This window comes from Actinokineospora auranticolor (assembly GCF_002934265.1).
Lineage (GTDB): Bacteria > Actinomycetota > Actinomycetes > Mycobacteriales > Pseudonocardiaceae > Actinokineospora > Actinokineospora auranticolor.
Genome location: NZ_PTIX01000027.1, coordinates 67,550 through 89,711 on the forward strand (window position 1 = coordinate 67,550; position 22,162 = coordinate 89,711).

18 protein-coding genes and 1 riboswitch are annotated in these 22,162 nt (G+C 72.6%); of the genes, 2 read left to right on the forward strand and 16 right to left on the reverse strand.

Annotated features, from left to right (window positions below; all coding sequences use genetic code 11):
- Nucleotides 1-49 precede the first annotated feature (49 nt).
- The 12 genes from CLV40_RS31625 to dacB all read right to left on the reverse strand — a co-directional run bounded on the left by CLV40_RS31625 (nucleotide 50) and on the right by dacB (nucleotide 13,421).
- A complete protein-coding gene (locus CLV40_RS31625) occupies nucleotides 50-1,159 on the reverse strand; it encodes a PrsW family intramembrane metalloprotease (RefSeq protein ID WP_104482682.1) in 1,110 nt (369 codons plus the stop codon).
- 213 nt (nucleotides 1,160-1,372) lie between these two features.
- Nucleotides 1,373-3,580, reverse strand: a complete 2,208-nt coding sequence (locus CLV40_RS31630; RefSeq protein WP_104482683.1) for a DUF6779 domain-containing protein — start codon at nucleotides 3,578-3,580, stop codon at nucleotides 1,373-1,375.
- Between the two features lie 55 nt (nucleotides 3,581-3,635).
- A complete protein-coding gene (locus CLV40_RS31635; RefSeq protein WP_104482684.1) occupies nucleotides 3,636-4,100 on the reverse strand; it encodes a DUF3180 domain-containing protein in 465 nt (154 codons plus the stop codon).
- A complete protein-coding gene (gene folK / locus CLV40_RS31640) occupies nucleotides 4,097-4,582 on the reverse strand; it encodes a 2-amino-4-hydroxy-6-hydroxymethyldihydropteridine diphosphokinase (protein WP_104482685.1) in 486 nt (161 codons plus the stop codon). Before folK ends, CLV40_RS31635 begins: the two co-directional genes overlap by 4 nt.
- A complete protein-coding gene (gene folB / locus CLV40_RS31645; RefSeq protein ID WP_104482686.1) occupies nucleotides 4,579-4,944 on the reverse strand; it encodes a dihydroneopterin aldolase in 366 nt (121 codons plus the stop codon). The genes folK and folB overlap by 4 nt, the downstream gene beginning before the upstream one ends.
- The gene (folP, locus tag CLV40_RS31650; protein WP_245931682.1) at nucleotides 4,941-5,783 is read right to left on the reverse strand and encodes a dihydropteroate synthase; all 843 of its coding nucleotides are present in this window, start codon (nucleotides 5,781-5,783) and stop codon (nucleotides 4,941-4,943) included. The genes folB and folP overlap by 4 nt, the downstream gene beginning before the upstream one ends.
- Nucleotides 5,780-6,400, reverse strand: a complete 621-nt coding sequence (gene folE / locus CLV40_RS31655; RefSeq protein WP_181043859.1) for a GTP cyclohydrolase I FolE — start codon at nucleotides 6,398-6,400, stop codon at nucleotides 5,780-5,782. Before folE ends, folP begins: the two co-directional genes overlap by 4 nt.
- A gap of 48 nt (nucleotides 6,401-6,448) precedes the next feature.
- Nucleotides 6,449-8,764, reverse strand: a complete 2,316-nt coding sequence (gene ftsH, locus CLV40_RS31660) for an ATP-dependent zinc metalloprotease FtsH (RefSeq protein WP_104482688.1) — start codon at nucleotides 8,762-8,764, stop codon at nucleotides 6,449-6,451.
- A 199-nt stretch (nucleotides 8,765-8,963) separates the two neighbouring features.
- A complete protein-coding gene (gene hpt / locus CLV40_RS31665; protein WP_104482689.1) occupies nucleotides 8,964-9,512 on the reverse strand; it encodes a hypoxanthine phosphoribosyltransferase in 549 nt (182 codons plus the stop codon).
- Between the two features lie 10 nt (nucleotides 9,513-9,522).
- Nucleotides 9,523-10,515, reverse strand: a complete 993-nt coding sequence (gene tilS / locus CLV40_RS31670; RefSeq protein WP_245931683.1) for a tRNA lysidine(34) synthetase TilS — start codon at nucleotides 10,513-10,515, stop codon at nucleotides 9,523-9,525.
- Complete coding sequence (locus CLV40_RS31675; protein ID WP_245931684.1) at nucleotides 10,488-11,579, reverse strand: zinc-dependent metalloprotease; 1,092 nt, start codon at nucleotides 11,577-11,579, stop codon at nucleotides 10,488-10,490. Before CLV40_RS31675 ends, tilS begins: the two co-directional genes overlap by 28 nt.
- 216 nt (nucleotides 11,580-11,795) lie before the next feature.
- Nucleotides 11,796-13,421 carry a D-alanyl-D-alanine carboxypeptidase/D-alanyl-D-alanine endopeptidase gene (dacB, locus tag CLV40_RS31680; protein ID WP_181043860.1) on the reverse strand — a complete coding sequence of 542 codons (1,626 nt, stop codon included), beginning with the start codon at nucleotides 13,419-13,421 and terminating at the stop codon, nucleotides 11,796-11,798.
- 2,396 nt (nucleotides 13,422-15,817) lie between these two features.
- Between dacB and CLV40_RS31690 the strand changes: the two genes are divergently transcribed.
- Nucleotides 15,818-16,315: an inorganic diphosphatase gene (locus CLV40_RS31690; RefSeq protein ID WP_104482692.1), complete on the forward strand. Its 498-nt coding sequence runs from the start codon at nucleotides 15,818-15,820 to the stop codon at nucleotides 16,313-16,315.
- Nucleotides 16,316-16,363: 48 nt separating this feature from the next.
- On the opposite strand, the gene CLV40_RS31695 is transcribed toward CLV40_RS31690, so the two are convergent.
- The 4 genes from CLV40_RS31695 to CLV40_RS31710 all read right to left on the reverse strand — a co-directional run bounded on the left by CLV40_RS31695 (nucleotide 16,364) and on the right by CLV40_RS31710 (nucleotide 21,542).
- Entirely contained in the window at nucleotides 16,364-17,038 is a 675-nt protein-coding gene (locus CLV40_RS31695; protein ID WP_104482693.1) for an SMI1/KNR4 family protein, read from the reverse strand.
- A gap of 850 nt (nucleotides 17,039-17,888) precedes the next feature.
- Complete coding sequence (locus CLV40_RS31700; RefSeq protein ID WP_104482694.1) at nucleotides 17,889-19,538, reverse strand: MDR family MFS transporter; 1,650 nt, start codon at nucleotides 19,536-19,538, stop codon at nucleotides 17,889-17,891.
- Nucleotides 19,535-20,116 (reverse strand): MarR family winged helix-turn-helix transcriptional regulator, encoded by a 582-nt coding sequence (locus CLV40_RS31705; protein WP_245931685.1) that lies wholly within the window; start codon nucleotides 20,114-20,116, stop codon nucleotides 19,535-19,537. Before CLV40_RS31705 ends, CLV40_RS31700 begins: the two co-directional genes overlap by 4 nt.
- A gap of 172 nt (nucleotides 20,117-20,288) precedes the next feature.
- Nucleotides 20,289-21,542 (reverse strand): serine hydroxymethyltransferase, encoded by a 1,254-nt coding sequence (locus CLV40_RS31710; protein WP_104482695.1) that lies wholly within the window; start codon nucleotides 21,540-21,542, stop codon nucleotides 20,289-20,291.
- A gap of 30 nt (nucleotides 21,543-21,572) precedes the next feature.
- A riboswitch (ZMP/ZTP riboswitch) is annotated at nucleotides 21,573-21,662 on the reverse strand.
- Between the two features lie 47 nt (nucleotides 21,663-21,709).
- Between CLV40_RS31710 and CLV40_RS31715 the strand changes: the two genes are divergently transcribed.
- Nucleotides 21,710-22,162, forward strand: a complete 453-nt coding sequence (locus tag CLV40_RS31715) for a DUF4442 domain-containing protein (RefSeq protein WP_104482696.1) — start codon at nucleotides 21,710-21,712, stop codon at nucleotides 22,160-22,162.

The window sequence follows — 22,162 nt, forward strand, 5'->3', positions numbered from 1 at the left end:
CGCGTGCCGCACGGGTGACCAGCTTCACCGGGCGCGCTGGTCACACCGCTCAGGCGTCGCCCCTGGCCAGCTCGACCGCGCGCCTGCGGGTGCCGCGCACCAGGGTGACCAGCCGGGCTTCCCGCGCAGGCCCGGCCGGACCGGCGGTGCCCCCGGCCATGGAGTGCCAGAGGAAGGCCAGTTCGCTGACCGCGGCCTGGTACTCCCCCACGGCCTGGGCGGCCTCGGCGCCCGCATGCGCCCGGACCTGCTTGCGCCACTGCCGCCTGCCCTTGAGGCTGCCCAGCAGGTCCACTTCGGACACCACGATCCAGTTCGCGTCGACCATCGCGGGCAGCGCGTCGGCCACGATCCGCTGCTCGCGCTTGCGGTGCCAGTGCAGGAAGTACACCGCGACGCCGAAGACCGGCACCATGACGAGGAAGTAGACGGTGAGGAAGGTGTTCGCGGTACCCAGCGTCGCCGAGCCGTTCCACAGGGCGTGCAGCAGCGCGGCGGCGAGGTAGCCCGCGACGGGGGCCAGGATCCGGACCTGCGGGCTGCGGGTCCGGGCGGCCACGCCGATGCCGATCCCGATCATCGCGGTGAACAGCGGGTGGGTGAACGGCGAGAGGACCCCGCGCAGGATGAAGGCGGCCAGCACCCCGGGCGACTGGGAGTCGCCGAAGCCGTACTCGGCGAACGCGCGGCCGAAGTAGTAGATGTTCTCGGTGAAGGCGAACCCGGCCGCGACCAACCCGGCGTAGACGATCCCGTCGACCACGCCGTCGAACTCGTCCCGCAGGAACAGGAAGATCCCCAGCACGAACGCGCCCTTGAGCCCCTCCTCGAACAGCGGCGCCGACACGATCGCGCTGATCTTGTCCCCGTTCCCCTTCCCCAGCAGGAGATCCCCCACCGCCTCCGCGGTGTTGTTGATCAGCAACGCGGTGATCGCGGCGACGCAGGCACCCCACCCGAAGGCGAGCCAGAGCAGCCGCGCGGGCTCGGGTTCCCACCGGTCGACCCACAGGAAGGCGGCGACGACCGGCCCGACGGGGAGCAACGCGGCCCCCACGCCGACCAGTTCGGCGAGCAACCCCACCCGCGCCGTACTCAGGGCGAGCAACGTGAGCCCACACCCCGCCAACAGGACCAGCCCGGCCACGGGGAGCAGCACGGTCAGCCGACGCGGGGTATGCCGGTGTTGGGACAATTCAGGCACGGATAGTGATCATAGGGCTGACGGGTGACACCCGGCCCCGTGACGCGTCACCTCGTCGAGGGTCGTGGGGTTGTGCACAGGCTTGATCATCATCGGCACCCGCCGTCGGTACCCGCCGCTATCGTGGATACCGGGGGCCGGAGGCATACCGATGATCTTGCTACGCGACTAGTCGTCATCCCGACGGCGGCGGTGGCGGCGGGACTGGGTCGAGCCGCCGTGAGCGGCCAGCAGTTCGTCGACCGACTTGCCGGAAGCGTGGGACCCGGTGTCCTCGGCAGCGGGCTGCGCCTCCTCGGCACGACGCCGACGGCCACCCTCGTCCTCAGGCTTGGCCCGGCGACCGGCGCGGTTGTCCTGCGGTGCGTTGACCGGCGGGAAGGTCCCGGTGGGCGCGCGACGTCGACCGCCCTCGCTATCCACCGAATCAGGCGAGACCGGCGGAAAGCGGCCCGACGGCGCGGCGTGGGCAGACCGCGCGCCGGAGGCGTAGGCGTGCCCGGGTGCGACGGGCGGGAAGTGGCCGGACGGCGCGGCGTGCGCGGAGGCCGACCGCGCGGCGGCAGGCGGGGACTGGGGCGAGACCGGCGGGAAGTGGCCGGAGGGCGCGGCGTGGGTGCCGGTCGACTGGGTCGCGCGAGGACCCTGCTGAGCGGCGGCGGGCGCCGACGCGGGAGCGAAGTGACCCGACTGGTTCGCCGGGCGGCCACCCTCGGGTGGCAGGTGGTCGGACTGGCCCGCGCGGGACTGCTGAGCAGGCGGGAAGTGGCCGGACTGCCCACCGCGAGTCCCCTGTGGCGCGGCGGCGGGCCTGCCGGTCGGACGAGCACCGGACGGGGCCTGAGCGGAGTGGCTCTCACCCCGCGCGGGCGCGAAGTGACCGGAGCTGTCCGCCTTGCCACCCGCGCGGGCGGGGCTCTGGGCTTGGCCCGCCGCACGAGCGGCAGGCGCGAACGGCGGCTGCCCCGCCGACCGCGCACTCGACTGGTCGTCCCCGTGGCCCGCGTTCGGGAACTGGCCGGAGTGGCCCGCCTGCTGCGCTTCCGCGCGTCCCCCGGACGGGAACCGGCCGGACTGGTCCACCTGCTGACCATCCGAACGCACAGCGGCCTGGCCCGAGCGGCCCGCCTGCTGGGCGTCCGCCCGCCCCCCGGTCGGGAACTGGCCAGAGTGATCCACCCGCTGGCCATCCGGCCGGGCGGCGGCTGGAGCCTGGCCGGAGTGGCCCGCCTGCTGGGCTTCCGCGCGAGCCGCGTTCGGGAACTGACCGGACTGGTCCGCGGCGCGAGCGGCCGGGGGCTGGGCGGCCGGGGGCTGCCGGGCCGGGGCCGGGCGGGTCGCGGGACGCTGGGCGGATTGGGCTGCCTGGGCTGCCTGGGCTGCCTGGGCTGGCTGGGCTGGCTGGAGGTCGGCGGCGGTGCGCTCGGCGACGGTCGGCGGGGACTGCGGCGGCCGCTGGGCCTGGTTCCGCTGGACCGATCCCGGCGCCGCCGCGTCCGGGACGCGGCCCGGTTGGCGTGGGGCGGCGGGCTTGTCCGCGGTCGACTGGTGGTTCAGCGCGGCCGCGTGTTCCTGGGCGGACCGGGGTGCCCGTTGCGGTCCCTGGACGGGACCGGCCGCGCGGGCGGGCCGCTGCGGCGTGGACTGCGCGTCCGGCTTGCCCGCAGGCCGGGGGGCCGCCGCGAGCACGCGGGCCTTCTTGCCGTTCGACCGCCCCCGCTGGGGCGCGGGCCCCTCGCCGTCCGCCTCCCACGACGGGTGCCACTCCGGGTCGATCCGCTCGTCGTCGTCCCGCCAGCCCTCGCGGCGGACGCGCTGGATCAGCTCGGTCTCCGGGTCCCGGCCGGTGGCGGTGATGCGCCGGACCTGGGCGCCCTGCCGTGCGGGTTGGCCGATCGACCGGTCCTCGGCCAGCGCGCGCATCCTGGTGGCCTCGGCGTGCAGGGCGAAGCGCTCCACCAGCACCTCGCCCCCGAGCAGCAGCTCCAGGTTCTGCCGCAGGGAGCGCAGCTCCTCGCGCAGCTCGACCAGGTCGTCCTTGGCCGCTTCCTCGGCCTTGCGCTTGGCCTCGGCCTCCGCCTCCAGCTCGAACTCGCGCCGGGCGGTGATCTCGCGCTCCAGTTCCAACTCGTAGACCCGCTGGAGCCGGTCGGCGTCGTCGGCCCGGTCGGCGACCTGCCTGCGGTACCGGGCGGCCAGGAAGGCCCCCGCGAGCGCGGCCCACAACGCCGCGACGACTCCCAGCCGCATCCACCGCAGGGAGTCGCTCAGCACCAGCACCGCGGTCGACGCGAGGGCCAGGCCTAAAGCGGCGAACAGCAGGATGCGCGCGCTCTGCGAGCCCCGCTGCGCGGTGGAGTCGGTCCGGGCCGTCATGGGCACTACCGTACCGGGCCGTTATCTCCGCGAGATCAAACGGCGGGGATGATATTCACCTGATCGGGTCGCCGCGTCGCTCATCCGGGTCATCCGGGGTGCGGCAGCAGTGTTCCAACCACAATGCGGCACCGATCAACGCCAGCGCGCACACAACGCCCACAACCGCCACCGTGACGTCGTGCTCGGCCGCATCGACCCGGCCGCTCTGCGGCAACACGTACCCCAGCAGCCCCAGCCACGCGCCCGCCATGATCGAGCCGAGCAGCGACGACGCCTTGGCCAGCGCCACCGCCCTGGCCGCGGTCAGCGGCTGCACCGACCGCCCCTCCTCGCGCTGGATGCGGCTGCGCAGCGCGAACCCGAACAGCGCCTCGACCACGGCGAGGGCCAGCAGCGTGAGCCCCGCGAGGCGGGGCAGCGGCGGCAGCCGGTCGTAGAGCAGCTGCGCGGCGAGGTACACCGCGACGGCCACCACCAGCCCGGCGGGCACCAGGTCTCGGGCCCGGGTGAACCTCATCGCAGCTCCAGGTCGTCGCGCCTGCGCACACCGGCGGTGTCCAGCCCGGCCAGCAGGTCGACCGCGCGGCCCCGGCCCGGCACCTCCGGGTCCGGCTCGACGTCCAGCCAGGGGATCAGCACCGTAGCCCGTTCGTGGGTCCCCGGATGCGGCAATAGCAACACCGGATCGTCACTGACGACCCCATCAACGGTCACCACGTCCACGTCCAGCGTGCGCGGCCCCCAGCGCAGCTCGCGGACCCGCCCGGCCCGCTGCTCCAGTTCCTGCCCGCGCCGCAGCCAACCCCACTCGTCGGTGGCGTCGTCCGCGACGACGAGCACGGCGTTGAGGAAGTCCGGCTGGTCGGTCACCCCCCAGGCGGCCGTCTCGTACACCGGCGACACCGCGACCAGCACGTCGGCGAACCCGTCGACGGCGACGCGCAGGTTGGCCAACCGGTCACCCAGGTTGGACCCGATGGACAGCACGGCCCGGCTCATCGGCGGCGGCTCCTGCGCACGGTGACCGCCACGTCGGCGAAGGTCAGCGGGATGGGCGCGCTCGGCTTGTGCACGGTGACCTCCACCGCGTGCACCCGCGCGTCCGCCATCTCGGCGTCGGCGATCTCCGCCGCCACGGTCTCGATCAGGTCCCGCGACGGCCCGGCCACCACCGCGGCCGCGCGCTCGGCCAGCTCGCCGTAGTGCACGGTGTGCCGCAGGTCGTCGGTTGCCGCGGCTTCCCGCAGGTCGATCCACAGCGTGAGGTCGACGACGAACTCCTGGCCGTCGCGCTTCTCGTGCGCGAACACGCCGTGGTGGCCGCGCACCCGCAGCCCGGTAAGGGTGATCCGGTCGGTCATCGCTCTCCCTGCTCGCACGCCATCGCCGCCGCCACCGCCACCGCGTCGAGCGACCGGCGGACGTCGTGCACCCGGACCCCCCACGCACCCGCGCTCGCCACCAGCGTGGACACGGCGGCCGTGGCGTCCTCGCGGCCGTGCGGCGGGCGGGGCGTGCCGTCGGTGCCCGCCAGCAGCGCCCCCAGGAACCGCTTGCGGGACACCCCGATGAGCACCGGGAACCCCAGGTCCAGCAGCGCGCCGAGCTCGCGCAGCAGCGCCCAGTTGTGCGCGGCGGTCTTGGCGAAGCCGATGCCCGGGTCCAGCACGATCGCCTCCGGCGACACCCCGCCGACCAGCGCGGTGTCGACCCGGGCCAACAGCTCGGCGCGCACCTCGGCGACCACGTCGGTGTACTCGGCGAGGGTGTCCATGTCCCGGCTGTGCCCGCGCCAGTGCATCAGCACCCACGGCACCCCGGTCTCGGCGGCCACCCGCACCATGTCGGTGTCGGCCAGCCCGCCGGACACGTCGTTGATCACCTGGGCGCCCGCCGCCACCGCGGCCTCGGCCACCCTGGCCCGGGTGGTGTCGACGCTGACCACGGCACCCTCGGCGACCAGCTCGCGGATCACCGGCACCACGCGGGCGATCTCCGTGTCCGCGGCCACCCGGTCCGCCCCCGGCCGGGTCGACTCGCCGCCGACGTCGATCAGGTCGGCGCCCTGCGACCACAGCGCGATGCCGTGCTCGATGGCGTCGTCGAGGTCGAGGAAGCGGCCACCGTCGGAGAACGAGTCCGGGGTGACGTTGAGCACGCCCATGACCGCGCAGCGGCCGGGTCTCGGGATCCGCGTCACCGGCGGCGCCCGTTGATCAGCTGGAGGGCCTCGGCGCGGGTGGACGGCGAGGTCTTGTGCAGGCCGCGCAGCGCGGAGGTGGTCGTGCGCGCGCCGGGCTTGCGGATGCCGCGCATCGACATGCACAGGTGCTCGGCCTCGATGACCACCACCACCCCGCGCGGCTCCAGCTTGCGCACCAGCGCGTCCGCGATCTGCGAGGTCAGCCGCTCCTGCACCTGCGGGCGCTTGGCGTAGAGGTCGACCAGCCGGGCCAGCTTGGACAGCCCGGTCACCCGGCCCTGCTCGTTGGGGATGTAGCCGACGTGCGCGACCCCGTGGAAGGGCACCAGGTGGTGCTCGCAGGTGGAGTACATCGGGATGTCGGTGACCAGGACGAGCTCGCCGTGGCTCTCGTCGAAGGTCTTGTCGAGCACCGCGTCGGGCTCGGTGTAGAGGCCGGCGAACAGCTCGGCGTAGGCCCGGGCCACCCGGGCCGGGGTCTCCAGCAGGCCCTCGCGGTCGGGGTCCTCACCGCAGGCGAGGAGCAGCTCGCGCACGGCGCGCTCGGCCCGGTCCCGGTCGAAGGCCGAGGCCGGGACGGTGTCCGTCCCGGCCCCGTTACGGCTGGTCATCATCGGTTACCTCCGGATCGTCGCGGCCGGTTGTCGGCCGCCACCATCGCATCAGGAACCGTTCGAGCGCCCACCGGAGTCCTGATCCCGACCAGTGGAATCGTCGCGGGCCTCGTTCTGCCGCTCACCCCACGACGGCTGCCACGACTGGTGCGGCCCGTTCGAGTTGGGCCCGGTCGCCGGGGTCCACCCGGGCGGCGCGCCGTAGTGCGGCGGACCGCCCTGCCTGCCCGTGGACTGGCCGTACGGGGGCGGCTGCGGGGAACCGTAGGGCGGGGGGCTGCCGTAGGGCGGCGGGGTGCCGTTCGGGTTCGTCCCGTTGCCCTGGGGCAGTTCCGGGTTGGCCCGCGGCAGTCCGCCCGGCAGGTCGCCCGCGCCGGGGATGGCGCCGACCGGGGTCGGCACCGGCTCGCGCGGGTTGTCCTCCGGCCAGGTCTCGCCGCGCTCGATGGCCTGCTCGCGGCGGGTCTTGATCGGCGGCTTGTCCGACGGGGTGCGCTCGCCGAAGTCGTTGAACGCGGTGATCCGGGGCCGCTTCTCGACCTTGGAGAAGATCCGCTCCAGGTCCTTGCGGGTGAGCGTCTCCTTCTCCAGCAGCTCCACGACCAGGTCGTCGAGCACGTCGCGGTAGGTGTTGAGCACGTCCCACGCCTCGGTGTGCGCCGCCTCGATGAGCTTGCGCACCTCCTCGTCGATCTCGTGCGCGACCTCCAGCGAGTAGTCCGCGCCGTGGCCCATCGAGCGGCCCAGGAACGGGTCGCCCTGGTCCTGGCCGTAGCGGACCGCGCCCAGCCGGGCGCTCATGCCGTACTCGGTGACCATCGCCTTGGCGATCTTGGTGGCCTGGTCGATGTCGCTGGACGCGCCGGTGGTCGGCTCGTGGAACACCAGCTCCTCGGCCGAGCGCCCACCCAGGGCGAACACCAGCCGGGCGATCATCTCCGAGCGGGTCATCAGCTGCTTGTCGTCCTCGGGGACGACCAGCGCGTGCCCGCCGGTGCGCCCGCGCGGCAGGATGGTCAGCTTGTAGACCGGCTCCAGGTCCGGCATCGCCCACGCGGCGAGCGCGTGCCCGCCCTCGTGGTAGGCGGTGATCTTCTTCTCCTTGTCGGAGATGATCCGGCTCTTGCGCGCCGGACCGCCGATCACCCGGTCGACCGACTCCTCCAGGGCAGCCGCGGTGATCAGCGACCCGTTCTGCCGCGCGGTGAGCAGCGCCGCCTCGTTGAGCACGTTGGCCAGGTCCGCGCCGGACATGCCGACGGTGCGCTTGGCCAGGCTGTCGAGGTCGGCGTCGGGCGCCATCGGCTTGCCCTTGCCGTGCACCTGGAGGATCTTCTTGCGGCCGGTCAAGTCGGGCGCCGACACCGGGATCTGCCGGTCGAACCGGCCGGGGCGCAGCAGCGCCGGGTCCAGGATGTCGGGCCGGTTGGTGGCCGCGATCAGGATGATGCCGCCGCGCGCGTCGAAGCCGTCCATCTCGACCAGCAGCTGGTTGAGGGTCTGCTCGCGCTCGTCGTGACCGCCGCCGAGGCCCGCGCCGCGCTGGCGGCCGACCGCGTCGATCTCGTCGACGAAGATGATGCACGGCGCGTTCTGCTTGGCCTGCTCGAACAGGTCGCGCACCCGGGAGGCGCCGACGCCGACGAACATCTCCACGAAGTCCGAACCGGAGATCGAGTAGAACGGCACCCCGGCCTCACCCGCGACCGCGCGGGCCAGCAGGGTCTTTCCGGTTCCGGGCGGGCCGTAGAGCAGCACGCCCTTCGGGATCTTCGCGCCCAGCGCCTGGTAGCGGGCCGGGTTCTGCAGGAAGTCCTTGATCTCGTGCAGTTCCTCGACGGCCTCGTCGGCACCGGCCACGTCCGCGAAGGTGGTCTTCGGCATGTCCTTGGGCAACTGCTTGGCCTTGGACTTGCCGAAGTTGAGCACCCGGTTGCCGCCGCCCTGGACGTTGTTCATCATCCACATGAGCAGCAGCAACAGCAGCGCGAGCGGGATCAGGAAGATCAGGATCTGGGTCAGGAACGAGTCCTGGGTCACGCTGGTGCGGAACTCGATCCCCGGTTTCCCGATCAACGACTTGTAGATCTCGTTGGTCGAGTTCGACGGGAACTGGGTCAGGATCTGGGTGACCTGCTGCCCGTCCTGGTCGATCGGGGTGTTGAGGGTCAGCTTGAGCTGCTGTTCCTTGTCGCCCAGCTCGGCGGTCTTGACGTTGCCCGCCTCGATCTGGGCAACGGCTTTCGACGTCGGCACCGAGGCGTAGCCCCGGGTGTCGTCGAACAGCAGGCTGAAGGCGAAGTAGATCAGCAACACCGCCAGGATCCACAGCAGCGGGTTGCGAAGCAGGCGCTTGCGGTCCATTCACTTACGGCCGCGACGCGGCCTCCACCCTCCCTGACGTGCACGTGAGGGCAATGACGACCCATTACCCGGCCGGACGGCGCAGCTCCGGTCCCACCAGAGTACCGTCCGCATCGGCACCCTCACCGCACGAAGCGCGGTAGGAGTGCGCATAGGTGTCAACGCGCCCGGGCCGCCATCGGTTCCCGGTGGTTTTTCATCAGGACGTGTAGACCCTGGGGTCCAAGGTCCCGATGTAGGGCAGGTCGCGGTAGCGCTCGGCGAAGTCGAGGCCGTAGCCGACGACGAACTCGTTGGGGATCTCGAAGCCGACGTAGCGGACCGGCACGTCCACCTTCACCGCGTCCGGCTTGCGCAGCAGCGTGCACACCTCCAGCGAGCGCGGGCCGCGCGAGGCGAGGTTCTTGAGCAGCCAGGACAGCGTGAGCCCGGAGTCGATGATGTCCTCGACGATGAGCACGTCCCGGCCCGCGATGTCGCGGTCGAGGTCCTTGAGGATCCGCACGACACCGGAGGAGGAGGTCGCCGAGCCGTACGAGGTGACGGCCATGAACTCCAACTGCACCGGCACCGGCAGCGCCCGCGCCAGGTCGGTCATGAACATGACCGCGCCCTTGAGGACACCGACCAGCACGAGGTCCGCGCCGCCACCGGGGTAGTCGCCGCCGACCTGCTTGGCCAGCTCCGCGATCTTCTCGTTGATCTGGTCCTCGGTGATGAGCACGGAGGCGATGTCGCCGTCGTACACGGTTCCCCTCTCAGGTGTCCGGCCGTTCAATGTGGAGCCTGCCATGCGCGCGGCGCGCCACCAAGCCGCCCGGCAGGGCCACGCCGCGCTGCCCGTGCCAGGCGGAGATCAGCTCGTCGACCGCCCGCAGGTGGGTGTCGCTCAGTTCGGGGGCGCCGCCGTCGATGAGCCAACCGCGCAGCGCCCGCCTGCGCAGCGCGGGCGGGGCGGGCGTGAGTTCGGACACGTCCAGCGCGCCGTCGTGGCGGGCGCGGGCCAGGAGGTCGGCGGCGAGGTCGTCGAGCGCGGCGAGGTCGTCGCGGAGTTGGGCGGCCGTGCGCGCTAGCGCGCCCGCGACGCCGCCCTGCAGCACGTCCTCGAGCAGCGGGAGGACCTCGTGGCGGAGCCGGACGCGGGTGAAGCGCGGGTCGTCGTTGTGCGGGTCCTGCCAGGGTTCGACGCCGAGCGCGGCGCAGGCGTCCCGCGTGGTCGAGCGGGAGACGCCGAGCAGCGGGCGGGCCCAGGGGCGGTCGAGGGCGCGCATCCCCGCGATGGACCGCGGGCCGGACCCACGGCCCAGACCGAGCAGGACTGTCTCCGCCTGGTCGTCGCGCGTGTGACCGAGAAGGACCCAAGAGTCGCCCGCAGCCTCTCTTAGCGCTGCGTACCTCGCGCGTCGTGCGGCGGCCTCTATGCCGCCACCGCCTGCTACGTCGACCAGGAGGACTTCGACCTTGTCGAGTCCGAGGACGGCGAGGTGGTCGGCGGCGCGTAGTGCGGTCTTGGCGGATTCGGCTTGCAGGCCGTGGTCGACGATCAGTCCGTCGACCCGCAGGCCCAGCTTGTGGCCCTCGAACTCGGCGGCGGCGGCGAGCGCCAGGGAGTCCGCGCCGCCGGACACCGCGACGGCGACGCGGTCGACCGGGCGCGCCGCGGCCAGCAGGTCGCGCACGGCCACCCGGACCCTGGCCAGCGCCGGGTGCGGCCTGCCCGGGCTCAGACCGGGGAAACGCGCCGGATCCACGCCTGTGGGTCCCCCAGTTCGGACCGCAGGGGCAGGGTCTCCGGCGAGGTCCAGATCGTGTTGAAGCCGTCCATGCCGACCGCGTCGACCACGTGCGTGGTGAACTTCGCGCCGACGGCGTACTGCTTCATCTTCGCCTCGACGCCGAGCAGGCTGCGCAGGACGCGGTCGAGCAGGCCGCCGCCGCGGCGGCGCACGGTGAACCGCTCGCGGATGGTCGCCACCGTCGGCACGACCATCGGGCCGACCGCGTCCATCACATGGTCGGCGTGGCCCTCCAGCAGCGTGGACACCGCGATGAGCCGGTCGAACACGGCCCGCTGCTCGGGCGACTGGACCAGCTCCATGAGCGCCATGGGACCGGTGTTGGCCGTCGGGTCGGCGTCCGGGTCGGGGCGGCCGCGGGCGGCGCGCAGGATGTCCGGCAGCCGCGAGACGACGCCGTTGGCGCTGTCGTCCAGGCCGGTCAGGAAGGTCGCGACCTGCTGCTGGAAGTAGTCCCGTAGCCACGGCACCGCGGTGAATTGCAGGCGGTGCGTGCACTCGTGCAGGCAGACCCACATCCGGAAGTCCTCCGGCGGCACGTCCAACGCCTGCTGCGCGGCGACGATGTTGGGCGCGACCAGCAGCAGCCGACCGGTGCCCGCGCCGAACGGGTCGTACTGGCCCAGCACCCGGCTGCTCAGGTAGGCCAGCACCATCCCGGCCTGCACGCCCGCCGTCCCGGCCAGGACACCGCCGACCACCCGGCTCGGCCGCTGCGGCAGCACACCGGAGGTGAGGGTCGCGATGCTCTGCGCGGCGGCCTCGATCCAGTGCTGCCGGTCGACCACGTCGCCGTCGAGCAGCGGCAACCCGGCGCCGAGCCCGGTCAGGCGGCGCACGTGCTCCTCGGCCTCGGCGGTGATCTCCCGCAACCGGACCACCGAGTGCTCGGCGACCTCGCGGCTGACCACCGGCCCCGGCCGCACCAGTCGCCGCGCGGTCGACACCGCGAGGTCCCAGTCGACCGGCGGCGCACCCTCGGTCGAAACACCCGCCACGTCCGCACCGGTCGCGTTCACAGCGTCGACGCTACCCGTTGACCGCCCAAGAGCCCACGAGCACAGCCCCCGCCCTCCCCTTGAGGTCAAGCAGCTGCTCCAGTCCATCGGCGGCGGGGCGCCGGGAAAGAGACCGCGAAATCCTGTGGATGGGCGCGGCGGATGGGACAACTCGCGATCAAGGAAAAATCCGGGTGGTGCCCGCCCGGCCGAGGCAGGCACCACGCCGGCGCCCGCTCACCGGCAGCCGCACTGGCGCAGGGTCGCGGCGACCGCGTCGAGCGCGGGTCGGGCCTCGGCCGCGTTGGAGCCGTTGGACATCATGGCGAACACGAGCAGCCTGCCGTCCTTGGTCAGCACCACGCCCGCCAGCGAGTTCACGTTCGCCAGCGTGCCGGTCTTGGCCCGCACCCAACCCTTGCCGACCGCGTCGGCCGGGCCCTGGTAGCGGCCCGCGAGGGTGCCGCTGCCGCCCGCCACGGGCAGGCCGCCGAGCAGGGGGCGCAGCTTGGCGGTGCGCGGGTCCTTGCCGTCGGGGGCGGCGGCGACCCGCAGGATGTCGGCGAGCAGCGCGGCGCTGACCAGGTTGTCGGTGGACAGGCCGCTGCCGTCGCTGAGCCTGACCGTGGACACGTCGAACCCGTTGTCGCGCAGGATCTTGGTGGTGGCCTCGGTGGCGCCGGTGAACGACACCTCGTGGCCGGTCTCCTTGGCGACTTCGCGGGCCACGGCCTCGGCGAGCACGTTGTCCGAGTTCTGGAGCGCGTTGTCGACCAGCTCGACGATGGGCGCGGAGCGCACCTCACCCAGCACCTTGGCGTCGGGCTTGGCGGTCGTGGTGGCCTTGGCGGGCACCTTCGCACCGATCCGCTCGGCGAACTTCTCGGCCAGCGCCCGCGCCGGGTTGGCCGCGCGCGGCGACACGGCCGCGGTCGGGTCGGCCCGGCCGCCGTCAAGCATGGCGGGCACCATCGGGGCGATGTAGCCGCCCTGCACGTCGCCCGGGATCCAGCCCTTGGCCAGTGAGTCGCCCGTGTACCGGCCGACGTCGAGCAGCACGGTGTCGACCGGGCCAGCGGTCTTGACCTGGGCGACGAGGTCGTCGAGGTGCGCGGCACCGGGGTAGACGGTGTCCTTGCCCGCGGCGAACGAGGAGAGCGTGGGGTCGCCGCCGCCGACGATGATCACCGTGCCGGGCTGGTCGCCCTGCACGACCTTGGTGGTCAGCTGGTCGGAGTGCGGCAGGGCGAGCAGCGCGGCGGCCGAGGTCAGGACCTTGGTGGTGGACGCGGGCACCAGCGTGGTGTCGGCGTTCTGCGCGTAGAGGACGTCACCGGTCGTCGGGTCGATGACGGTGCCGGTCAGCGCGCCGAGGACGCTGTTGCTCGCCGGTCCGGCCAACGCGGCCTGGACCCCCGCAGCCGTGGGCGCCGGGCTGTCGGCGCCGGGCCTGCGCAGGGTCGGGGTGAACTGCACGGGCGGGCTGGGGGCGGCGATGGGGACGTCGGGTTCGGACGGCCGGAGCCCTACCTTCTCAGCGAGCCCGGGCACGAGGAACACGGCCCCGGCGGCGAGCGCGAGCAGGGCGACGACGGAGACCAGGCTGACGACCAACCCGGTCCGCTTCCGCTTGACCGCGGGCGCGGGCTCGTCCTCGACCTCCAGCGGCGCGGGCTCGCGGGAGACCGCGCCGACGCTGATGAACTGGGTCCGCTCAGCCGCCTCCTCCGGCCGCCCGCCGAGCCCCGGGCGGTTCTGGTTCGGCCCGCCACCGCGTGGGAGTTGGGCGGGTGCGAAGACCTGGGTGGCCTCGGCGCGGTCGGGTGCCTGCCCCGGCGGCCTGATCTGCTGGTTGGCCCCCACCGGGCCGCGTTGGTTACCGCCCTGCGCCTGCCGCGGTGCCCCTGGCCGCGGCTGCCCGAACTCCCCACCGGCGACCTGACCGGGCCGCTGCCCCGGCGGGAGCGGGCCCACGCCGGGCTGCGGCCGTCCCGGGATCCGATCCGGCCGCACAGCCGCCGTCTGCCCCAGGTCCGGATTGCCCCCGCCCGGCGGCTTCGGCCCGACGGGCTTGACCACCGTGGTGTCCTGCGCGGCCTCAGGCTCGCGCCGCGGCTGCGGCCTCCCCGGGGAACGATCCGGCCGCACGGCCGGCGGCTCCCCGTCGGACGGCTTCCCCGGCACGGCCCCTGGCCGCTCCGCCCGGCCAGGCCCAACGGAGCCCGCACCAGGTGACTGTCGCAGTCCCGCAAGCCCATCGGGCCGCACGGCTGCTGTCTGACCCGATTCGCCCGCACCGGCACCGGGCGCCTTGGCCTCCCGTGCGGGACCAGGCTGCTCCGCCCGACTCACACCGGGCTTCGGGCCTCCCGACGCCTCATCCGGCTGCGGCGAAGCCGCCTGCCCCGACTTCCGATCACCATCGCCCGCCGCCTGACCGACACCAGGCGCCGGGGGACCAGGCCGTTCCGCCTGACCGCCGGACTGGCGATCTTCCGGGGCTCGATCACCGCCACCCGGGACCTGACCAGCGGGCGGCTTCGCCTCTCGTGTGGCACCAGGCTGCTCCGCCCGACTCGCGCTGGACTCCCGCGACAACGACGCGGCCTGGCCCGACTCCCGCTCGCCACCATCCGCGGCCCGACCGGCATCAGGCAGCTGCGTCCCCGGCGACTTGGCCGCTCCTTGCGGAGTACCGGACCGCGGCTTCGAGGCCCGATCCAGCGGCAACGACGCAGTCCGACCCGACTCCCGCGCACCGCCGTCCACAGCCTGGCCTGCGCCCGGCAGCTGCGACCCCGCCGACTCCGTCGCCTCAGCCTCCTGAGGAGCACCGGATCGCTCAGCCTGGCTCACACCGGACTGCGCCCCGTTAGCCCCGCCCAACGGCAACGACGCCGTCCGCCCCGACTCCCGCTGGCCGGCATCAGGTGCGTGCGCCCCCGGCGGCTTGGCCGTCCCAGCCTCCCGAGGAGCACCAGCCCCCTCCAGCTGCCCCGCACCAGACTGCCGACCCGGAACCCCACCCAGCGGCAACGACGCCGTCCGGCTCGACTCCCGCCGGCCGCCATCCGCGTCAGGCGACCCCAGCGGCGTGGCCGCTGTGACCTCCCGACCAGCACCAGACCGCTCCGCCTGACCCGCGCCAGACTTCGGCCCCGACGCCCCGCCCAGCGGCAACGACGCGGTCTGGCTCGACCCCTGATCGCCGCCGTCGGTGGCTTGGCCCGCGTCAGGTGACTGCGCAGGCGACTCTCGGGTAGCACCGGACCGGGGCCCGGGAGCTCGGTCCAGCGGCAACGACGCCGTCTGGCCCGATTCCCGCTCACCACCATCCGCGGCCTGGCCGGCATCCGGCAGCCGCGGCCCCGCCGACTTGGCCGCCCCTCGGGTAGCACCCGCCTGCGGCTTCGAGGCCCGGTCCAGCGGCAACGCCGACTGACCCGACTCCCGATCACCCGCGGCCCGACCGGCATCGGGCTGCGGCGGCTCGGCCGGTTGCCCTGGCTGACCGCCGCTGGGGGCGTCGTTCTTCCCCGGCTGCGGAAGCCCCGAGTGCCCGCCCCGGGGCAACGACGCCGTCTGGTCCGAGTCCGGTGCGCCCGCACCAGTCGGCTGCCCAGGCGACTGACTTGGCGTGGGCTTGGCCGGTCGCGCGGCCTCTGGTCGTAGTGGCGCCGTCTGGCCTTCGGGTGTCGGCTCGGTGTCCGGGTGCTTCGCCTGGTCCACCGAGGCCTGGGCGGCGGGTTCGACCCGCGGCTTGGGCGTGGGCACCGTGGTGCCGCCGTCGGCGAGTGGGCGGACCGGTCGGGTGGTCTTGGTCGACGGGTCCGGGGTCGGCTCGGCGCCCGAGTCGGCGGTTTCACCCGTTCGTGCCGTGGCGTCGTCGGGCGTGTCGGGGTCGGATGGGACGTGGGTCTCGTCACGTAACACCACCGCGTCGTCGGCGGTGTTCGGGTCGGTGGTGCCGTGGTCGGCTTCGTCACCGTCGGCGGTCGGCCACGCGGCATCGTCCGAGGTGGGCCACGCTGGGGTCTCATCGGGCACGTCAGTAGGACGTTTCTGCTGGTCACCAGGTTGCCGCGCGACCGGCTCCGACCCCACGCCGCGATCTTGGTCCGGCTCCGGCACGCCGCTTCCTCCCCCTGGGCCCAAGGCGAATCTCACACCCCGTGGCCGCGGTATCGGTGCGGGCCGGGGGGACGCCGTGGTCCACACTAGAGGCGAAGCGAAGAAGGCGAAGAGGAGCGAGGAACGGCGTGGAGTTCGACGTCACGATCGAGATCCCCAAGGGGAACCGGAACAAGTACGAGGTAGACCACGAGACTGGTCGCATCAGGCTGGACCGGACCCTCTTCACCGCGACGCAGTACCCGGCCGACTACGGCTTCGTGGACAACACCCTCGGTGAGGACGGCGACCCGCTGGACGCGCTCGTCCTGGTCCAGGAGCCCACGTTCCCCGGCTGCCTGATCCGCGCCCGCGCCATCGGCATGTTCCGCATGACCGACGAGAAGGGCGGCGACGACAAGGTGCTGTGCGTCCCGTCGCACGACCCGCGCACCGAGCACCTGCGCGACATCCACCACCTGGCCGAGTTCCACCGGCTGGAGATCCAGCACTTCTTCGAGGTCTACAAGGACCTGGAGCCCGGCAAGAGCGTCGAGGGCGCCAGCTGGGTCGGCCGCACCGAGGCCGAGGCCGAGATCAAGCGCTCGTACGAGCGCGCCAAGGAAACGGGCGTCGAGCACCACTGAGCCCGCGGGTTATGAGCGCCCCGGGTCATGCCGACCCGGGGCGTTCAGTCATTCCCGGACCCAGGTGAGCGTCCCGACGGCGTCGACCTCCGGCCGGTACTCGGCGGCGCTCGCCCCCTCCAGCCGGTCGACCGCGCGCTCCAGCAGGTCGCTGAGGCTCGGCGCGACCAACTGCCGCGCCGGGTGGCGGTAGACGGCGCCGCCGCGCAGGTAGAGCACGCCCGAGTCGCTCCGCGCGAAGGGCAGGTCCCCCTGCTGCCACCCGTCCCCCCGCTCGCAGAGCTCGACGGCCGTGGTGACGATGTCGCGCGCGGACAGCGGGAGGTACGCGGGCGGCAGTGTGAAGCCGCCGGGTCGGGCGCCGTCGTGGCGGGCCAGCGCGATGGCCAGGTCGGCGGGCAGCCGGACACCGAGGTCGCGCTGCATGGTGGCCAGGTCGGCGGCGGTGGCGGACCGGTTCCACACGGTCGACGTGGCCGGGGCGTTGGTCTCCAGCCAGCGGTCCAGGCGGTCGAGGGTGGTGGCGAGCCGGGCGACCAGGGCGGGTGGCGCGGGCGAGATGGTGACCGGCCCCTCGGGTGGCACGCAGCGCGAGGCGCTCGGGGGCGGGGCGGGGGCGGACTCGGTCGGCGACGCGCGCTCCCGGTCCCGGACCACGCCGATGGCCAGGGCCGACGCGATCAGCAACCCGCCCACGGCGAAGATCGCCAGGACTACCCGCATCAACCACCTCGTAGGTACCGCGAGAGATGTGCACGGCGCCCGTGCGAGCCGTTGGTGGGCAACGGGGCCAGAGACAAGATCGCAGACCGGGCTCGTCCTGCCCAGCCCTGGGGGTAATTCCCATTCCCGGACAGGGTGTGCGCGCGTGCAGCGGGGTTCCGGCCAGCGGGGTTCTCGTGGTCTTGGACGCGGACGTTCTGACCTGGCGTGGTTGCGTTCTCTCGTGGTCCGGGACGCAGACGTTCCGACCCAGCGTGGTTGCGTTCTCTCGTGGTCCAGGCGCGAGTTTTCGAGCTGCGCTCGATGGGGTGGAGCGCGGTGGATTGAGTGGTGGGCCGGGCTGGCACACGTCGGCGGGTGGCGGGTTCGGCGGGGCGGGGCGGGGCGGGGCGGGGCGGGGCGGGGAAGGGTTGCGTGGTGACCTGGGTGGGGTGGGCGAGCGGGGCTTGGGTGGGTGGAGGCCGGGTCGGTGTAGGTCGGCGGGCAGCGGGCTCGGCCGGGCAGGGAGGGGACAGTGGCGAGGTGTTCCAGCCTGGGTGGGCGTGTATCTGCGGTAGGCCGCTCGGGAAGAGACCGCGAAATCCTGTGAGCTTATTCAGCGGCGTAGAAATATAGGCCGATGACTGCGGAGGTGGTCTCGGTAAAGGTGTTGATGGGCGTCAGTACGCCCGATTCCTTCAGGCCTGCGGATGAGTGCGGCGGATGGGGACAACTCGCGATCAAGGGAATTTTGCCGCTGGGCGAGCGGGCGAGTTCGGCCTGGGTGGGTTGTTGCGGTCCAGCAGAAGGGGAACGACGGCAGCGGCCCCGCACTCGGGAGGAGTGCGGGGCCGCTGTCGTCGAACTGGTGTCAGTGCATCGCGGCCGGGGCCGGGGCGGCTTCCGCTGCCTCGTCGGCGGCGCGCTGGATGCCGGACTTGTTGACCAGCGGGGTCTCCTTCAGGAACCAGATCAGCGCGAAGGCGACCACGGTCACGCACGCGCCCACCAGGAACACCGTGTCCAGGGAGCTGGCGAAGCCGGTCAGGATCGGCTTGGCCAGGGTCGGGTCGAGGGTGGTGAGGAACTGCGTGTTGTTCAGGTCGATCCCACCACCGTTCGACAGGCTCTCCGCGAACTGGGGGTTCTGCTGCAGCGCGGCCACGAAGGACGCGTCGCCGCGGGCGGTGGCGAAGGCGTCGCCGATGCGGTCGCCTACGACGCTGAACAGGATGGAGAGGAAGACCGCGGTGCCGACCGTGCCGCCGATGGAGCGGAAGAAGGTGGCCGACGAGGTCGCCACGCCCATGTCCTTGACCGGGACGTCGTTCTGGATGGCCAGGATCAGGGTCTGCATGCACAGGCCCAAGCCTGCACCGGCCAGCACCATGATCAGCATGGTCGCCCAGACCGGGGTGTCCACGCCGATCCGCGAGAACAGGAACATGGCCACGACCATGAGCGACAGGCCGATGATCGGGTACTTGCGGTAGCGGCCGGTGCGGGCGATCAGCTGACCGCTGCCGGTGGCCGCGACCAGGATGCCGAAGGTCATCGGCAGGGTCATCAGGCCGGACTCGGTCGGGGTCGCGCCCTTGACGATCTGCAGGTAGAGCGGCAGCGACATCATCATGCCGAACATGCCGACGCCCATCACGAAGTTGACCACGTTGGTCAGCGCGAAGGTCTGCCTGCGGAACAGCCGCATCGGCAGCAGGGCCGCGTCGCCCATCTTCTTCTCGATGAAGATGAAGGCCCCCAACCCGACCACGCCGATGGCGTACATCGCGACCGAGCTACCGGCGCCCCAGCCCCACTCGCGGCCCTGTTCGGCCACGATCAGCAGCGGCACCAGGCCGACGGTGAGCGCGATGGCGCCCCAGTAGTCCACGCGCTGCGGGACGCGGGTGTGCGGGACGTTGAGCTTCCGGGCGACCACGATCAGCGCGACGATGCCGATCGGCACGTTGAGCAGGAAGACCCAGCGCCAGCCCTCGAGGCCCGCGAAGGTGTCCAGGCCGGCGAACGCGCCGCCGACGACCGGGCCCGCCACGCTGGACAGACCCCACACGGCCATGAAGTAGCCCTGGTACTTGCTGCGCTCCCGCGGCGGCACCATGTCGGCGATGATCGCCAGCGCCAGCGACATGAGACCACCGGCGCCCAGGCCCTGCACCGCGCGGAACGCGGCCAGCTCGTACATCGAGTTCGCGATGCCCGACAGGATGGACCCGGCCAGGAAGAACGAGATCGCCGTGAGGTACATCGGCTTGCGGCCGAAGATGTCGGACAGCTTGCCGTAGAGCGGGGTGGAGATGGTGGCCGTGATCAGGTAGGCCGTGGTGGCCCAGGCCTGGATGGTCTGGCCGTGGAGCTGGTCGGCGATCGTCTTCATGGCCGAGGCCATGATCGTCTGGTCGAGCGCGGCGAGCAGCATACCGAGCATCAGCCCGGACAGGACGGTGAGGATCTGCCGGTGGCTGAGCTGCCCCGGTTGGCCCTCGATGGCCGGAGCGGTCATTGCTTTCCCCCTTCAGAACGCGCGTAAGCGGCGCATTCGGTGATCAATTGCGGCAGGTACGTGGCGTGGTCGGCGAGGAAGCGCTCAAACAGGGTGGTGAACGCGTCCAGGTCGTCCGAGTCCCAGTGGCGGACCATGCGGGACAGCGCCAGCGCCAGCCCGGCGCGCTGCCGTTCGAGCAGCGCGGTGCCCTTGTCGGTGATGGCCAGCAGGCTCGCCCTGCCGTCCTCGGGATCCGCCCGGCGCTCCACCAGGCCGTCCTTGACCAGGGCGGCGACCTGGCGGCTGACGGTGGACGGGTCGGAGTGGATGGCCTCGGCCAGCGCGCTCGCGCGACTGGGGCCGAGGACGTACAGGTTCTTCAGCAGGACGACGGCTGAGCGGTCCACCCCGACCTTGCTCATCCGCGCGGCTACCGCGGCCTGCTGCTTGCCGAAGGCGAACAGTACCGAGGCCAGCCGCTGGCCGCGATCGATTTCCGCCTGGGTCAGGTCCGGCTGGACCGACCCCGGCTCGACCGGGTCGTTCGTCCCGTCGGCGAGGCCCGACGCCGACGCGTCGATCTCTGGCGCGGACACCGTACCTCCCGAGTTGCTTGCATCATCCAAGTAGTTGGTCGATACAAGCATGCGCTTTTCGGGTGACGGATGGCAACCGATTAACCCGAGACCCCGCTCACAACGCCGGACACCCCCCGACCGGGGTCCGGTCGGGGGGTGTTCACGCTGATCAACAGCTGTTTGGGGGTCCTCACACCCAGCCGGGCATGGGGTGCGCGGCGAGCAGTTCGCGGATCTCGGCGGCGATCCGGTCCAGCTCGGCTTGATCACTGGCCGCGACGGCCTGGTCGATCCACGCCGCCAACCGGGGCATGTGCTCGACGCCGAGACCACGCGTGGTGATCGCCGCCGTGCCCAGCCGGATACCCGACGGGTCGAACGGCTTGCGGGAGTCGAAGGGCACGGAGTTGTAGTTCAGCTCGATGCCCGCGCGGTCCAGCGCCTGCGCGGCGGGCTTGCCCGCGACGGCCTTGTTCGACAGGTCGACCAGGATCAGGTGGTTGTCGGTGCCGCCGGAGACCAGGTCGAACCCGCGCTCGATCAGGGCGTCGGCCAGTGCCTTGGCGTTGGCCACCACGGCCGCCGCGTAGTCGCGGAACGCCGGCCGCGCCGCCTCGCCCAGCGCCACCGCGATGGCCGCGGTGGTGTGGTTGTGCGGGCCGCCCTGCAGGCCGGGGAACACGGCCTTGTCCAGCGCCTTGGCGTGCTTGGCGTCCGACATCAGCATGGCGCCGCGCGGGCCGCGCAGGGTCTTGTGCGTGGTCGTGGAGATGATCTGCGCGTGGCCGACCGGCGACGGGTGCGCACCGCCCGCGACCAGGCCCGCGATGTGCGCGATGTCCGCGACCAGCACCGCGTCCACCTCGGCGGCGATCTCGGCGAAGGCCGGGAAGTCGATGGTGCGCGGGATCGCGGTGCCACCGCAGAAGATCAGCTTCGGCCGCTCGGCCAGCGCCAGCTCGCGGACCTCGTCGAGGTCGACGCGGCCGGTGTCCTTGCGCACCCCGTACTGCACGGCGTCGAACCACTTGCCGGTCGCGGAGACGCCCCAGCCGTGGGTCAGGTGGCCACCGGCGGGCAGCGCCATGCCCATGACCTTGTCGCCGGGGTTGACCAGCGCCGTGTAGACCGCGAGGTTCGCCGGGGAGCCGGAGTACGGCTGCACGTTGGCGTGCTCGACGCCGAACACGGCCTTGGCGCGCTCGATGGCCAGGGTCTCGACCTGGTCGACGAACTGCTGGCCCTCGTAGTAGCGCTTGCCCGCGTAGCCCTCGGAGTACTTGTTGGTCAGCACCGTGCCCGTGGCCTCCAGCACGGCGGTGGAGACGTAGTTCTCCGAGGCGATCAACCGGATCTTCTCGTACTGGCGGCGCGCCTCCCCCTCGACCAGGTCGGCGACGGCGGGGTCGGCCGCGGCGAGGTGGGTGATGGCGGGCTGGTGCATGTGGCGTCCTTCCGCGGTTCTTGGCTTCGCCGGGGACACCCAGGCGTTCGGTGCCACTGTCCGCTGCGGCCGCTCCCCGGTGGTTGACCCCACCCGTGCACGCCAGTCACGACCAGGGAGAACCATACACTTGACCGGTTGAAGTTACTCACGAGTAATATGAGGCCATGAGCACAGACCTCGGCTGGGTCGCCGACGCGATGAAGCAGTCCGTCCCCTGGGTGCGCGCCGCCGGGGTCGAGTTCCTGGAGGTGGCCGCGGACCGGGTCGTGTGCGCGCTGCCGGACGTCGAGGACCAGCGCAACCACGTCGGCGGACCGCACGCGGCGGTGCTGTTCGGGCTCGCCGAGACCGCGTCGGGCGCGGTCGGGCTGGCGTCGTTCGCGGCGGAGATGGGCCGGGTGACGCCGCTGGTGGTGCGCTCGGAGATCCGCTACCGCAAGCTCGCGCTCGGCGCGCTGACGGCCGAGGCGGTGCTCGGGCGCAAGGCGGCGGACGTGGTCGCCGAACTCGAGTCGGGGGTGCGACCGGAGTTCCCCGTGGAGTGCGTGATCCGGGACGCGGCGGGCGTGGTCACCGCCGAGATGACGGTCGTGTGGACCCTGCGCCCGGCCCGCTGA

Coding starts and splice junctions, on each gene's coding strand:
- CLV40_RS31630 (WP_104482683.1), bottom strand. CDS start 3,580: ATGACGGCCCGGACCGACTCCACCGCGCAGCGGGGCTCGCAGAGCGCG.
- CLV40_RS31635 (WP_104482684.1), bottom strand. CDS start 4,100: ATGAGGTTCACCCGGGCCCGAGACCTGGTGCCCGCCGGGCTGGTGGTG.
- folK (WP_104482685.1), bottom strand. CDS start 4,582: ATGAGCCGGGCCGTGCTGTCCATCGGGTCCAACCTGGGTGACCGGTTG.
- folB (WP_104482686.1), bottom strand. CDS start 4,944: ATGACCGACCGGATCACCCTTACCGGGCTGCGGGTGCGCGGCCACCAC.
- folE (WP_181043859.1), bottom strand. CDS start 6,400: ATGATGACCAGCCGTAACGGGGCCGGGACGGACACCGTCCCGGCCTCG.
- ftsH (WP_104482688.1), bottom strand. CDS start 8,764: ATGGACCGCAAGCGCCTGCTTCGCAACCCGCTGCTGTGGATCCTGGCG.
- CLV40_RS31695 (WP_104482693.1), bottom strand. CDS start 17,038: ATGCGGGTAGTCCTGGCGATCTTCGCCGTGGGCGGGTTGCTGATCGCG.
- CLV40_RS31700 (WP_104482694.1), bottom strand. CDS start 19,538: ATGACCGCTCCGGCCATCGAGGGCCAACCGGGGCAGCTCAGCCACCGG.
- CLV40_RS31710 (WP_104482695.1), bottom strand. CDS start 21,542: ATGCACCAGCCCGCCATCACCCACCTCGCCGCGGCCGACCCCGCCGTC.
- CLV40_RS31715 (WP_104482696.1), top strand. CDS start 21,710: ATGAGCACAGACCTCGGCTGGGTCGCCGACGCGATGAAGCAGTCCGTC.